The organism is Xenorhabdus budapestensis, from assembly GCF_017743015.1.
GTDB classification, from domain to species: domain Bacteria; phylum Pseudomonadota; class Gammaproteobacteria; order Enterobacterales; family Enterobacteriaceae; genus Xenorhabdus; species Xenorhabdus budapestensis.
On sequence record NZ_CP072455.1, the window covers coordinates 706,101 to 718,928 of the forward strand.

General features: G+C 38.1%; 14 protein-coding genes and 4 pseudogenes. 6 read left to right on the forward strand and 12 right to left on the reverse strand.

The window, feature by feature from the left end; translation table 11 throughout:
* The 6 genes and pseudogenes from HGO23_RS03040 to HGO23_RS19540 form a co-directional block, all read right to left on the reverse strand.
* Positions 1 to 1,917, reverse strand: coding sequence for an asparagine synthase-related protein (locus HGO23_RS03040; RefSeq protein WP_209027937.1), 1,917 nt, complete (start codon positions 1,915 to 1,917; stop codon positions 1 to 3).
* Entirely contained in the window at positions 1,904 to 2,323 is a 420-nt protein-coding gene (locus HGO23_RS03045) for a lasso peptide biosynthesis protein (RefSeq protein ID WP_209027938.1), read from the reverse strand. The genes HGO23_RS03040 and HGO23_RS03045 overlap by 14 nt, the downstream gene beginning before the upstream one ends.
* A 40-nt stretch (positions 2,324 to 2,363) precedes the next feature.
* Positions 2,364 to 2,642 (reverse strand): hypothetical protein, encoded by a 279-nt coding sequence (locus HGO23_RS03050; protein WP_209027939.1) that lies wholly within the window; start codon positions 2,640 to 2,642, stop codon positions 2,364 to 2,366.
* A gap of 252 nt (positions 2,643 to 2,894) precedes the next feature.
* A complete protein-coding gene (locus HGO23_RS20020) occupies positions 2,895 to 3,008 on the reverse strand; it encodes a lariocidin family lasso peptide (protein WP_425330507.1) in 114 nt (37 codons plus the stop codon).
* Positions 3,009 to 3,309: 301 nt separating this feature from the next.
* Positions 3,310 to 3,691, reverse strand: a pseudogene (locus HGO23_RS03055) (hypothetical protein); the annotation flags it as partial.
* A 112-nt stretch (positions 3,692 to 3,803) separates the two neighbouring features.
* Positions 3,804 to 3,898 (reverse strand): annotated as a pseudogene (locus tag HGO23_RS19540) (hypothetical protein); the annotation flags it as partial.
* On the opposite strand from HGO23_RS19540, the gene HGO23_RS19895 reads away from it, so the two are divergent.
* The gene (locus HGO23_RS19895; RefSeq protein WP_280529526.1) at positions 3,883 to 4,017 is read left to right on the forward strand and encodes a hypothetical protein; all 135 of its coding nucleotides are present in this window, start codon (positions 3,883 to 3,885) and stop codon (positions 4,015 to 4,017) included. The pseudogene HGO23_RS19540 and the gene HGO23_RS19895 sit on opposite strands and share 16 nt — an antisense overlap.
* 454 nt (positions 4,018 to 4,471) lie before the next feature.
* Here HGO23_RS19895 and HGO23_RS03060 read toward each other — a convergent pair whose 3' ends face one another.
* The 5 genes and pseudogenes from HGO23_RS03060 to HGO23_RS03080 form a co-directional block, all read right to left on the reverse strand.
* The gene (locus HGO23_RS03060) at positions 4,472 to 5,347 is read right to left on the reverse strand and encodes an IS4 family transposase (RefSeq protein WP_209027940.1); all 876 of its coding nucleotides are present in this window, start codon (positions 5,345 to 5,347) and stop codon (positions 4,472 to 4,474) included.
* On the reverse strand, positions 5,335 to 5,577 hold the full coding sequence (locus HGO23_RS03065; protein WP_209027941.1) for a transposase domain-containing protein: 243 nt from the start codon (positions 5,575 to 5,577) through the stop codon (positions 5,335 to 5,337). Before HGO23_RS03065 ends, HGO23_RS03060 begins: the two co-directional genes overlap by 13 nt.
* A 143-nt stretch (positions 5,578 to 5,720) precedes the next feature.
* On the reverse strand, positions 5,721 to 6,281 hold the full coding sequence (locus tag HGO23_RS03070) for a hypothetical protein (protein WP_209027942.1): 561 nt from the start codon (positions 6,279 to 6,281) through the stop codon (positions 5,721 to 5,723).
* Between the two features lie 621 nt (positions 6,282 to 6,902).
* Positions 6,903 to 8,055 (reverse strand): annotated as a pseudogene (locus HGO23_RS03075) (IS3 family transposase).
* A 66-nt stretch (positions 8,056 to 8,121) separates the two neighbouring features.
* A pseudogene (locus tag HGO23_RS03080) lies at positions 8,122 to 8,259 on the reverse strand (antirestriction protein); the annotation flags it as partial.
* A gap of 46 nt (positions 8,260 to 8,305) precedes the next feature.
* Here HGO23_RS03080 and HGO23_RS19545 point away from each other — a divergent pair.
* The 3 genes from HGO23_RS19545 to HGO23_RS03090 all read left to right on the forward strand — a co-directional run bounded on the left by HGO23_RS19545 (position 8,306) and on the right by HGO23_RS03090 (position 10,428).
* Positions 8,306 to 8,875, forward strand: a complete 570-nt coding sequence (locus tag HGO23_RS19545) for a reverse transcriptase domain-containing protein (RefSeq protein ID WP_244589886.1) — start codon at positions 8,306 to 8,308, stop codon at positions 8,873 to 8,875.
* A 389-nt stretch (positions 8,876 to 9,264) separates the two neighbouring features.
* Positions 9,265 to 9,429, forward strand: coding sequence for an HNH endonuclease (locus HGO23_RS19550; protein WP_244967939.1), 165 nt, complete (start codon positions 9,265 to 9,267; stop codon positions 9,427 to 9,429).
* A 657-nt stretch (positions 9,430 to 10,086) separates the two neighbouring features.
* Positions 10,087 to 10,428, forward strand: a complete 342-nt coding sequence (locus tag HGO23_RS03090) for a DUF4156 domain-containing protein (RefSeq protein ID WP_209027943.1) — start codon at positions 10,087 to 10,089, stop codon at positions 10,426 to 10,428.
* Positions 10,429 to 10,605: 177 nt separating this feature from the next.
* On the opposite strand, the gene epmB is transcribed toward HGO23_RS03090, so the two are convergent.
* Positions 10,606 to 11,634 carry an EF-P beta-lysylation protein EpmB gene (epmB, locus tag HGO23_RS03095; RefSeq protein ID WP_209027944.1) on the reverse strand — a complete coding sequence of 343 codons (1,029 nt, stop codon included), beginning with the start codon at positions 11,632 to 11,634 and terminating at the stop codon, positions 10,606 to 10,608.
* A 40-nt stretch (positions 11,635 to 11,674) separates the two neighbouring features.
* Between epmB and efp the strand changes: the two genes are divergently transcribed.
* Both efp and sugE read left to right on the forward strand, forming a co-directional pair.
* Positions 11,675 to 12,241: an elongation factor P gene (efp, locus tag HGO23_RS03100; RefSeq protein ID WP_099135642.1), complete on the forward strand. Its 567-nt coding sequence runs from the start codon at positions 11,675 to 11,677 to the stop codon at positions 12,239 to 12,241.
* Between the two features lie 221 nt (positions 12,242 to 12,462).
* Entirely contained in the window at positions 12,463 to 12,777 is a 315-nt protein-coding gene (gene sugE, locus HGO23_RS03105) for a quaternary ammonium compound efflux SMR transporter SugE (protein ID WP_099135641.1), read from the forward strand.
* Positions 12,778 to 12,828 lie beyond the last annotated feature (51 nt).

Genomic DNA, 12,828 nt, shown 5'->3' on the forward strand with positions numbered 1-12,828 from the left:
TTAATTAATCTTCTCTGCATCAATTTGAATTTTAATTTTTCTTGGTTTTATTCGATCAATAAGCCTGTTTTTTTCCATTGTAATATTTCTTAGCCATATTTCAAGGTTTATAACACTATGTATAAATTGATAGTTTGTATCAAAGGTTGAATCCATATCCTCCGCCTTCAACAAATATACAGTAAGAGCCTCTATAAATTTTTTTCTGTCTACTAATTCCATCTTATAAACCAAGCAATGATCAAAAGAAAAAAATAATTCATGTAAACTTGACTTGGAATTTAATAATATTTTTTTTGCCATTCCTTCATAAGAAGTTTTTTCTTTTTTAAATTCAAATATTTCAGGTATTATTTTTTTAAATGATTCTCTGGCTAATCGTTTACTTGAAAAATATGATCCATACTTTATTGAATCGATGTATATATGCTCATGAGGTGGTATTTTTAAAACGAAATTAACCAGCCTCAAATCTAAAAAAGGGTGTGCCATGAAACTATTTAAACTCAAAGAGTCAAAGTATCTTGCTTTTGGCCATAAAAAATCTAACATAAATCTATGTCCATCTAACATATTTTTATATTCATCACTGCACAGTTTATTAGTTGAAAAATTTTTTGATTGGCAAATGTATTCTGGCACTTTAATTATTCCATCTTGCCATTGTGTCTTTATATATGTTTTTTTTGCTAACCTCTTATTAAACTTAGACAAAAAAAGGTTATAAAAATTCATATAATATTGCATATTATAAGGAGGTGTTTTTCTTTTTTCACTTATTACCTTAAATAATTCAAATGCATTTTTAGTTGCACCGTAAGTAATTAAAGAGTCTAATATAACTTCATCAAATTGTTCGCCTAAAATCACATCGCCGGATTCTCCCGTTATTGCCTGGACGGCATCTAATTCATTTATTAATTGATCTATTTGTAAACATGCCAGGCTATTTGCGCGTGGTTCTGGCCCATCGATATACAATAAGGGATCATTATCTATTAAATTATTTTGAAATCTTAATGTATTGTCAGCCCATAAAATATAAGAAGGTCTATCCAGATATTTTGATACTTTCTTGACTATTTCAGAATCCTGACTATACATTAAGTCATTGTTTTTAAAACTCATATTAACACATAAAAAATCTAAATTATTTTCTATTGCCGTTGCCAGTATACTTCCAGAATCTAACCCTCCACTAAATTGAATTGCAGTTAAGCCATTCTTCATTCTATCTATTGTTGATTCTCTAAATTTCTCTTTAAATTGTGTAATTAAATCCGTTTTGATAAATGATAATGAATCAAATTTAAAATTATAATTAATAATTTCTTTTGTTAAAAATTTATTGTTTTTTATCGTAGCTTTACTACCTTTTGGTATTTTTTTTATATTCATAAAAAAAGTATTGTTATTTGGCAATTCACTCTCACCTATAGAAATATCATTACCAAGGTGAAGTAAAACTGATTCAAAATTTATATTTACTGTAAATCCATTATATATAATGATAGCCCTTATATCATTTGTTATTATATAATTATTGCCATTGTAAAAATAATAAATTGGTATTGATGAATAAAAATCAGTGACGAAATTTAAACCTTCTTCATTGAAGTACACGAGAGAAAACTCCCCATGTATCTCATCACTTTTTTTATTTCCTATAATTGTATTTAAACACTCATCTTTTACCCAACCATCTAAAATTATTTTTTTGTTTCTGATATTATCAATTGGTGGTCTAATCTTCGATGATATAACTACGCAATTATAACTTTGCTCTTCAAATTGTATGAAATCATGGCTATCATTTAAATTCTCATAGAAATTTTTCAAGTTTAAAATGTAACAATCAGCATTGTAAAATGCTAGGTTTGTGACAATCCAAAATGATTTATTTTTATTTAAAGACATAATTTAATAAATCCTCAACCATTATTTTTGAATCGATTATTTTCATTTCATCCAAATTTACTCGTCCTGGATTAAATACTTCTTCCTTATTAAATCGAGAATATTTAAATTCAACCCATGCGTGTCCAAATATTCTTTGGTCAACTTTTGTTAAACCATAAATTAACTTTGAATCATAACCATTAGAATACAAATATAATTGAATACAAAGTGATAATGTATAACAAGTACTATCTTCTTTATACATCCCATCTTTATCATGCATTTTTCGTAAAAATCTTTTTATATGATAAATTTTACTATAAATATCAATGACATTATTCTTTTTCCTGTTGTCTAAATAATCTTTATAAAATTGTATGCATAATCTTGTATAAACTAGACTGCTATTATCTAAAATACTCATGGCTTTTACGAATTTATGTGTATTCAAGAGTATGTTTATTTCATTGGATAATATATTCAAATATTAGTCCTTCTTTTTCTAATAAGTAGAGAGCTTCTTTTAGATTATCTATGTCAATATCATTATCTGTTTTTAGTTCTTTAATTAATTCAGGCATTGAAATTAGTTTCATATTACACGTCCAAATATCTTTTGCTGCTCCAATTAGCCCGATGTATACATCATTTTCTTTGTCTAGTAATATTATTTCTTCTTCATCCAATATTGTGTATATAATATTGTTTTTCTTTATGAAGTGTTTTTCTTTTTTATCATTCATGTCTAATTTTAATTCCAGAATATACCCTATGAATTTCAATATTCATTGTAATGATAAGGAAGCTAATTCCTTTGTGATATAGCTTACCTATCTTTAAAGGAAATTTACTGGTTTGTAGTTATCAAGAATAAAATAGCATAGTCAAAAAAAATGAAATTTGAAATACGATGGGTATAGATAAATGAAATAAATTATAGGAGATAAGCAAGGTTTATAATTTCATCGATCCTTTCTTATCTCTATATTTTAAAATTATCCGCGCCGAAATCCTCTTCCATTCACACCATCACCTGGCCTGAGCCCTCTACGTAAAGTAATAGCAATAAATGAGCCATAGATTTTTATTGAAGGTTTTTGAATTTTCATAATGTATATCCTTTGTTGGTTTTAATGAAAGATTTAAAACGAAGTGCAAAGTGAATATACGATCTTTTTTACCCAATACATAACTTAAATTCTATTGGTCTTATATTAAATTTTTTTAAAATATCATATAATTAATATGCGTTGACATAATAATCACAGAATTGGATTAATGTAACAGACAATTTTTTATTGGGGAAGATAATTTTATTTTTGGTGAATCCATCGCACTTGGAATTATTATTAAAGGGGTAGTCGCTTTTTCTATAACACCACTAACCATTGTGGTGTTATAGAAAATGAATTATTTCAACTTAATAAAACAACGAGCTACAGCATCAACATTACGTTGAATATCTTCTTTCGAATGAGCAATGGATATAAAGCCGGCTTCAAATGGAGGTGGTGCCAGATACACACCTTCCTCCTGCATTAAATGAAAAAATCTCTTGAAGCGTTCAACATCGCATCGCATTTCATTACATTCTGATAGAAAGTAACTTTTCGAATTCTTTATGCATAGAATTCAAATCATTGTAGACACAGGTCAGAGTGTGTTTGGAAAGATCGGCAGTAACTCACGGAGAATTTGGCTATCCGATAATCAAGGCACCTGAACCTGCTTTTATCAGCAGACAGTCAGCATGACCATGATAGTCATCTTCGAATTTGATGATTTTATCGCGCTGGGTAGTGGGTAGGTATATAGCAGAACCAAAATAACATGACGTAACATCTAAATTCAAATAACAAGGCTGCATTGTTTATGAGGCATGTAGACTGAGTCAAATTATGCTGATTTAGCTATAACTACGTGCCAGACGAATGGTGCTCATGATTGCTTCAGAGCCTGAGTTCAGCATACGAACCATATCCATTGAAGGAACCAGATCTTTTCGTCATTCTGAGTGGGCTGCGTTCTGAAACCATACCACAGGTTGGGTTTTATTTTCAGGATGGTCAGCGGAATGGCTGTCACCTTGAAGATCAGGGTGACAATGGCATGAAGTAAAAAAAGTTGTCTATTGAGTGTGCTCCTTTTGTGTTTGGTTAAAAAAACGAAGTAAATGTGCATCTTAATCTTAGCGTATATTTACGCAGGAACTTACGATTCCGCGCATGGGCTTATTTAATGGACATAGCTTTATTTTTTGCGGGAAATAATGGATGCCAGTTAAAAAAGTAGCTCTTATTACGCGAGCATACAACTCTATTTAAAGCGTAATACCGCTCGCTTAAGCACGAGCGGTTCTTTTTTTATAAGGGTAACAGGGTGCTTTGAAGAGTACTTGCCTTGGAATCGATTGACGTTTTCGCTTTTGGGGTAAGATCAGCCACTTACCACTTTTCCTGAGGGCTTTTAATTTTTGCGGTATCGTGCCCGGACTGCGTCCTGAACACCATAAAAATTCATCCTGTATCAACCGTAACGCATTGATAAAACTTATCCTAAGCGGTTCAACACGCTAGGCCTTTGCCATCCGACTCATCTCCAGCCGAACCAGATTGTAGGCGATCAGTATGCCCCATAATTCCTGATAGATATCTGCCCGTGTCTGGCTTCTCAGGAGAGCGGTATTATTGAGTTGCCTTTGTTTCAGTTCACCATATCCTTCCTCGGTTTCCCATCGTTCCCAGTACACGGTCAGGATCTCTTTGAGGGGATACGTCACAGGGCATTCCAGAGAGGTAATAGAACCTTTAATTTCGCCTTTCGGTTCCGGGATCAGAATAAGGCGCGCCCGCCAAGTTTTTTCAAGGTGAGGATGCATTTTCCGGGCTTGGGGAGATACCGGCATCTTGATGAGTTTGTCATAAGGACTGTATTCCTGAATGACGTCATAACGCATTTTGCTTTTTATCGGGGTGAGCCAATGGGTATTTTTGCCGGTGCCCTGCCATGCCTGAAATAACTTTGCCGAGAGAAAGCCCCGATCAAACAACGTCAGGGTATTTTCGGGGGCAGAGTCCACCAGTTGTTGGGCGTAGCTAATCTCACTTTGGCTGATGGGGCCAAACGCTACATCGGAGATAAAGTGTGTCCGGGCGGACATCAGGGTCACCGCCAATACAGAGGGAAAGGTCGCTTTACCGGAGGCATAACCCAGTTGTTGATTCTCGCCGGTGTCGGGCACTTTAAACTGGGTGCCATCCACACAGAGGATTTTCAAGCCACACGTGGAATAAGCCGTCTCTTCTTTTTCCCATTCGGTGGCCGTGGTATGAAAAAGGTGTCGCAAGGGTTCAGCACCAATTCGGTGTCTGGCTTTTGAGATACTGCTTGAAGCTAATGACGGCAGTTCCCCTTTCGCGTCAGGAAACGCCAAATCTAATAACAGCATTGAGATTTGTCACAAACATCATTGATAGAACGATTTCTCATGAGACCGATACCCAGCACTAACCAGACGGCTTGTTCAGCGGTGAATCGACGTTTTCGCACGGCGGCTCGCCCCGTTTCTTTAACCGCTTCAGTTACCCATTCCATCGGAATGTTTTGACTGAAGGCATCCAGGGATTCTGGGTAATTCAATTCCACAGTAGCTTGGAGTTCACGAGAAAATTCAGACATAAAAATCGGCCTTAGACAATCATCTGAGGCCGATTATGGCTTATCTTAATTTGCTTAAGTGAGCGGTATTACGTTAATGTGTGGCTTTTTACTATGAATTATAGTACAAGGTATATTATTGGAACTGAAAACAGCTATGTGAATTAAAGTTCATCCCCAGGTACACGATGATGAATGGCAAAAACATCAACGTGATGAGTCGTTAATAATTTAATTTCATTGAATGGCGGTATTAATTTTGATATAACATCTGTTTTATGGTGTATTACCTTATATTTTCTTGGTATATTACCAATTTCATTTAACAACCTTTCAAATTTAGATGTTACATCAATATCTAGACCATAAAGAAAAATACCACCATGCCTAGGTTGTTTATTGAAAACTCTAATCATCTCTTTCATGGTTTCATCATTTAATGGTGATCCCATTAATGTGATATATTTGCATGATCCGTCTGGTATGTTGAATTTTGGATAGTCATAGCTATCAACAGGGCTGAGATTGGGAATGTCTTTTTTTTCATCGGGGCCGTTAGAAATTTTTTGATCTTTATGGTTTACATTAATTGCATTCGGAAACCCCGTAATATGAAGGTCTTCTTCCCACGCTTTACAAGGATACTTTCTGGAAAGGCAATCAATAATTCTACCTTCCCCCCAGACATCCAGTATTTCAATCTCGCCTTCAATCATAATTTTCATAAAATTCACTTATGTTGTTATATGTATTTTATACAATAATTTATTTAAATAAATTATAAACAATAAAAATAATCAGCAGGCTAATATCATTCTTTTATAATTAAATTGAAATAACTTCTGACTCTTAATATTAGAGTTGTTACTGTGTTGTTGAAGTGGGTATTTAATTTAAATATGGGGGATCTTCAAAAAATAAAACTTAATAATGAAGGTGTATATTGTTAAGACTTAGTGCCTATATAAATTTTCAAAATGATAGGAGTATTCCTTACCCCCGCGTGGCACACGGGGTAATGGAACACCACATGCTGATACTCTCACTATTATGAAAAAGTATATAGTACATTGTTCATAGTGATTTTTTTATTTTTCAAGATAGAGTTGTTTGTTGAATTTGATCTCGTTCCTCAGCAAAGTTAGGAAGATAAATTTTATATAGGAACAGGATAAATGTAATGAACGGTGCGCTGGGCAAAGCTGTACTGATCTTGCGGGTGAGAGTCCCGTCGTAGAAAGGGGTTAGCCAGACCACTACGTAGCGAGTCTTGCGTTTCCGGCGGTAACAAAGGAGACGAAGCGTAGACAGCGAAACATTCGAGCCGAAACCACAGGGTGTTCTGCTCAAGAAAAATCGGACACTTTTACGAAGGCCATTTCAGATTCCACGGGTGTTAAATCATTATTGGCCGTGTGCAATCGTGTTAAATTGTAATAATGCAGGTAATCCAATCCATCTTTTTTCCTCTCTGCCTGGTTTTCATGATGGGTTTTGAAGAGCCAATCCTGTTTCAAACTGCCAAAGAAACGTTCGACAACAGCGTTATCCCAACACGCCCCGACATCCCCTGGCTTGCTCTCATGTCATAACTGCTAAGCAAGTCCCGGTATTGCTGGCTTGTATATTGGCTCCCTCTATCACTATGAAAAACACAGCCTTGTGACGGCTGACGTAAGTGATACGCTTTCATTAAGGCCTGGCTGATCAAGGTCGTATCTATTTCCGTTGAGCTCTGCCATCCCACTATCCGACGTGAGGACAAATCCATCACAATAGCCAGATATAACCAACCTTCGGGCGTCTTCAAATAGGTGATATATCCTGCCCAAACTTCATTCGGCGCCAACGGATTAAAGTTCCGGTTAAGTAGATGACAGGCTGTTGAGATCGCTTTACCTTTGCGCGGAGCCCGGTAGCGCTGCCGCTGTCTGACGGATAATCCGAGCTGATTCATGAGCTTTTGGGTCCGATAGTCACTGATGGTAAAGCCTTCTTTGCGTAATTTTTTTGCCAACATCCGATAGCCTAAACTTTCCCGGCTTTCTTTAAAGAGCGTCGTCGCTTTTCGCTGTAATGCTTGTTGCTCATCAGAAAGTAACCGAACGGGTTTTGCCTGCCAGGCATAAAACGTGGAACGACTGACTTTCATCACGCGACATAACTGGCAAATGGGAAATGGCTCTGCATGTTCTTTTATGAACCAACATCTTACAGCAGTTCTCTCGCAAAGAAGGCGCTCGCCTTCTTTCAGATCTCCTTCTCCATTTTCAGCTGTTTATTTTCTTTACGAAGCTGCAACAACTCCTGTCGCTCATCGGGGGTTAAAGCACCGGGTTTAGATTGCTCAACATAATGTTTCCGCCACGTATACAGGAGTTTTGTTGGAATACCTAAGGTTTCAGCTGCCTGTGGGACTGTATCGCCCTGTTCAACAACCAGATTGACCGCTTCTCTTTTAAAGTTATCGGTAGATTTTTGGGGTGATTTTCGTTTCATAAAGACACCTTAATTAAAGTCATTCTATTCCTTTACCAAAGTGTCCGAATTTATTAAAGCACAACAGTCACAAAGCACCGCGGCGGCTTTAATGAACGTGTGTTCCAGCAGCATCAGTTCCAGTGAACCGGTGTGCGGAAAAATTTCAGCAAAAGGGGATAGTTCAGCCGGGTGCACCGTGGCTGGGGTAGTATTTTGTTGCATGGTATTCTCCTGATAAAACAACGGAGAACACCTGACCCAATGGGAAATGTGTTCCCCGTTGATCGGGCATCAATGGCTAATTGAAAATATTCAAATAGACAAACGGATGCTGAAGCAGTGGCTTGGATCGGGTTTTATCGATAAAGGATTGTTTTATCGAACAGCGGAAGGAACACCGCAAGGCGGTATTATCTCGCCAGTGCTGGCTAATATGGCACTAGATGGGCTGGAAAAGGTACTCGAAACCCATTTTGGGAAGAAGAATACCAAAGCCAGTTATAAGACCAAGGTCAATTATGTGCGTTACGCAGATGATTTCATTATTACGGGTATCTCGAAAGAGTTGCTTGAAAATGAAGTTAAACCTTTAGTTGAAGCTTTTATGGCGAAGCGAGGGCTGCAATTGTCACCGGAAAAAACGGTTATTACGCATATTGCAGATGGGTTCGATTTTCTGGGACAAAATTTACGTAAGTATCACGGTAAGATGTTAATCAAGCCAAGTAAGAAAAACTTGCGAAATCATCTCCAGAAACTTCGGGGCATAGTCAGAAGTAACCTTATGGTCAGACAGGATGTATTGATTCGTTTGCTCAATCCGGTTTTACGTGGCTGAGCAAATTATCATCGTCATGTTGTGGCTAAAGAAACATTTGGCTATGTGGATACCGTGTCTGGAAGCTCCTTTGGCGTTGATGCTGTCGTAAGCACCAGAACCGCAATAAACGCTGGGTGAAGGAGAAATATTTTCACGCAGTGGGCGTTGAACAATGGGTATTCCAGTGTGTTGATACTCAGGGCAAGCTAGCTCGATTGCTCAGAAGTAAAGACATCCCGATTAAGCGGCATATCAAGATAAAATCGGAGTCTAATCTCTACGACCGCAGTGATGAGTTGTATTTCGAACAGCGCCAAATTAAGCACTGGAAGGAAAACAAACTCTACCTCGGAAAATTGCGGACGATATGGGAACGCCAACGATATAGGTGTTCAGTCTGCGGACAAATGTTTAAGAATGATGAAGATTGGGATATCCATCACATTATTCGAAGAACAGATGGAGGCGGGGACAAAATCGATAACTTGATAATGTTGCACCCAAATTGTCACAGAAGCATTCACCATGGAATGGCATTTTTAACTAAATTAAATCACTTAATTAACTCTTAGTATGAGGTTGGTTATTGCTATTGAATAGAGTGAATTTAGAAGTTCTGAGCATACTTAACCAGCTTTTAAACTGATAACGGAGATAATTAATGAGAGTTAGAAATATTAATGGCACTGGTGATAATACCTGTAGTAGATGTGGCAGTTGGTTAAACCATTGGATAAATCACACAAGGCAAAATCCTCATGAATGCAGTGTACTTTCTTGTAGGAATTCGGCACAAGTAGGTGCGCATGTCCAAAAAGTTGGTAGTACTGATAGGGGTTGGTATATTGTGCCTTTCTGTCGTGAACATAATGGCAGACGTAATGAGGAATTTGAGATAAGAGCAGTAACATTAGTTAGCGCATCAATATCTCAAACTTGTGGTACTCGGTAATAAAATCGTCGGTCTATGCATAAGCATAAACTTATAAAGGCTTGAGCCTATGCAGGGAAACTTGCACGTACGGTTCTTAGGGGGCGGCGGTGCAGTAATGTACTGCTGCTACCCGACGTGCTGTTCATCCTGATGATGGAATTGCCCATCCATTAGGATAAAAGTTTGAAGGCGAGCAGAAAATATCTGCTCGCCTTTTTACTTTTTGCTCTTAATGAAATACAAAAGGGTATATTTATCATTGTGGTATAAGTTCCAATAACCGATGAGGGAAGAAATGCGAATTAAAATTTTGCTCGGAATGTCAGTACTACTGCTGGCTGGTTGTACAACGAATAATCAATTAACTTCCACTGGCTCTAATGTACGTTTTGTGGATACTCAGCCGGGTAGCGAATGTCAGCGGTTAGGTGAAGTGACTGGTACTCAGAGCAACTGGTTCAATGGGGTTGGTAATGAGAGCAGTTCTATGCGTGGCGCGGCTAATGATTTACGTAATAAAGTGGCTGCAATGGGGGGAAATGTTATTTATGGTGCAAATAGCCCATCAGAAAATCTGTTAGGTAGTTTTGTTCCCCTTGATAGCAAAATGGTTGGACAAGTCTATAAATGTCCCTAGGTATCAGTAAGAAGATATAGCAAAGAACATGGTGTGCAAGTGTGGGCAATGTCCAGAAAAACGTTTTGTAACACGATAAGTGGCCTAATCGTTTGAATTTCTGTGCACTGCCCATTATGAAATGTTTTCGACGGTGAGTTTGTTGAATTAGTGATGGGTAAACATCATTTTGATGAGTTAATGCCGCCCTAAGCCTAAATCCAACGGTGTTTTACTCGGTTCGCCACCGATTTCCCTTGTCAGACGCGGAACCAAATAGCCGGAGACTTTAGCCAATAGCTCCCTCATAATGGATTTTGCTTCTTCATCAGTGACAAGAAAATGTGCAGCTCCCTGAACTTTATCCAGCACATGGATATAGTAAGGTAAGATACCCGCATCAAATAACACATTACTTAAGTCTGCCAGAGTATCGGCATTGTCATTTATATCACGCAACATGACGCTCTGATTCAACAGTGTTACTCCCGCTTGTTTCAATCGCATCATGCTATTGCGAAAAGCATCATCAATTTCGTTTGCATGGTTAATATGGGTTACCATAATCACTTGCAAATCTGATTGTGCCAAACGGTTACATAATGAAAGAGTGATCCTGTCGGGGATGACGACAGGTAAGCGAGTATGAATACGTAACCGCTTAATATGCGGGATGGATTCAAGATGAGTAATTAGCCAATCCAGTTCATGATCCTTTGCCATAAGCGGATCACCACCAGAGAAGATGATCTCATTCAGCTCAGTATGTTGTTCAATATAATTGAGCGCCGCATGCCAGTTATTTTTATTACCTTTATTATCCTCATAAGGGAAATGGCGCCGGAAGCAATAACGGCAATTTACTGCGCAACCTCCTTTGACCAGTAACAAAGCGCGGTTGCAATACTTATGCAACAATCCAGGAACCACAGGATGTTGTTCATCTAATGGATCAGTGGAAAAACCAGCTGAAATATCAAACTCTTCTCGTGCAGTGAGAACCTGTAGTAATAAGGGATCACGCGGATCACCTTTTTTCATTCGTGATACAAATGCTCTTGGCACACGTAAAGGAAATAGACATCGCGCCTCATTGCCTTCTTTCAATATGGCGTGCGTGTTCAGGGACAACAATTGCAACAACTCATTGGGATCAGTGATAACATCCGTAAGTTGTTGTAGCCAGACTTCTCTGGCAGGGTGAATTTGGGTTATAATGTGTGCCATTTTTTGGCTAAGCCATTTCGTTAAAAATTAGAGGATCTCCATGGCTACTTATAGTACCAATGAATTCCGTTCAGGTCTTAAAATCATGTTAGATGGCGAGCCGTGCGCTATTCTTGACAGTGAATTTGTCAAACCTGGTAAAGGGCAGGCATTTGCCCGCGTCCGTATTCGCAAGTTGATTTCTGGTAAACTGCTGGAAAAAACTTTTAAATCAACAGACTCTGTTGAAAGTGCAGATGTTATGGATATCAACCTGACTTATTTGTACAACGATGGTGAATTCTGGCATTTCATGAACAACGAAACTTTCGAGCAATTAGCTGCGGATGTGAAAGCCGTTGGTGACAATGAAAAATGGCTGATCGATCAGGCAGAATGTATTCTGACTCTGTGGAATGGCCGCCCTATCGCTGTTACTCCACCAAACTTTGTTGAACTGGAAATTGTTGACACTGATCCGGGCCTGAAAGGTGATACCGCAGGTACTGGTGGTAAACCAGCTACTCTGAGCACTGGCGCGGTAGTGAAAGTACCTCTGTTTGTACAAATCGGTGAAGTCATTAAAGTTGATACCCGTTCTAACGAATACGTTTCCCGCGTCAAATAATCGCGTGTTGTTATTTTAAAAATAACCGTAGCCTCTTCGTCTAGAGGTTGCGGTTTTTTGTTGTACTCGATTTTGTTACACGTTGCGACTCTCTGATCTGATAGTTATAATCCAGTTGCATTTCTTATCGTTATCTGGGACGACCTGGATAAACGCCATCTGATTGGGGACGGCCCCGCTTTTCATTGGATAATTTTCCATTAGATATAAGGTGAAAAGGCATGTCTTGGTTGATACTTCTCATCGCAGGTTTACTTGAAGTTGTGTGGGCTGTGGGCCTGAAATATACTCAGGGTTTTTCTCGTTTAGTTCCGAGTCTAATTACCATCAGTGCGATGAGTGTCAGTGTAGGGCTACTGGCTTATGCCATGAAAAACTTACCAGTAGGAACTGCCTATGCGGTATGGACGGGAGTTGGGGCTGTAGGTACAGCGATTTTCGGTATCATGGTATTGGGGGAATCTGCGAACTTTGCCAGGATATTGAGTCTTGGTCTAATTATTGTTGGTATTATTGGTCTGAAACTTGCCAACTGACTGTCAGTAAGGTTTGATGATTTGTAAATGAACCCAGCATTATGCTGGGTC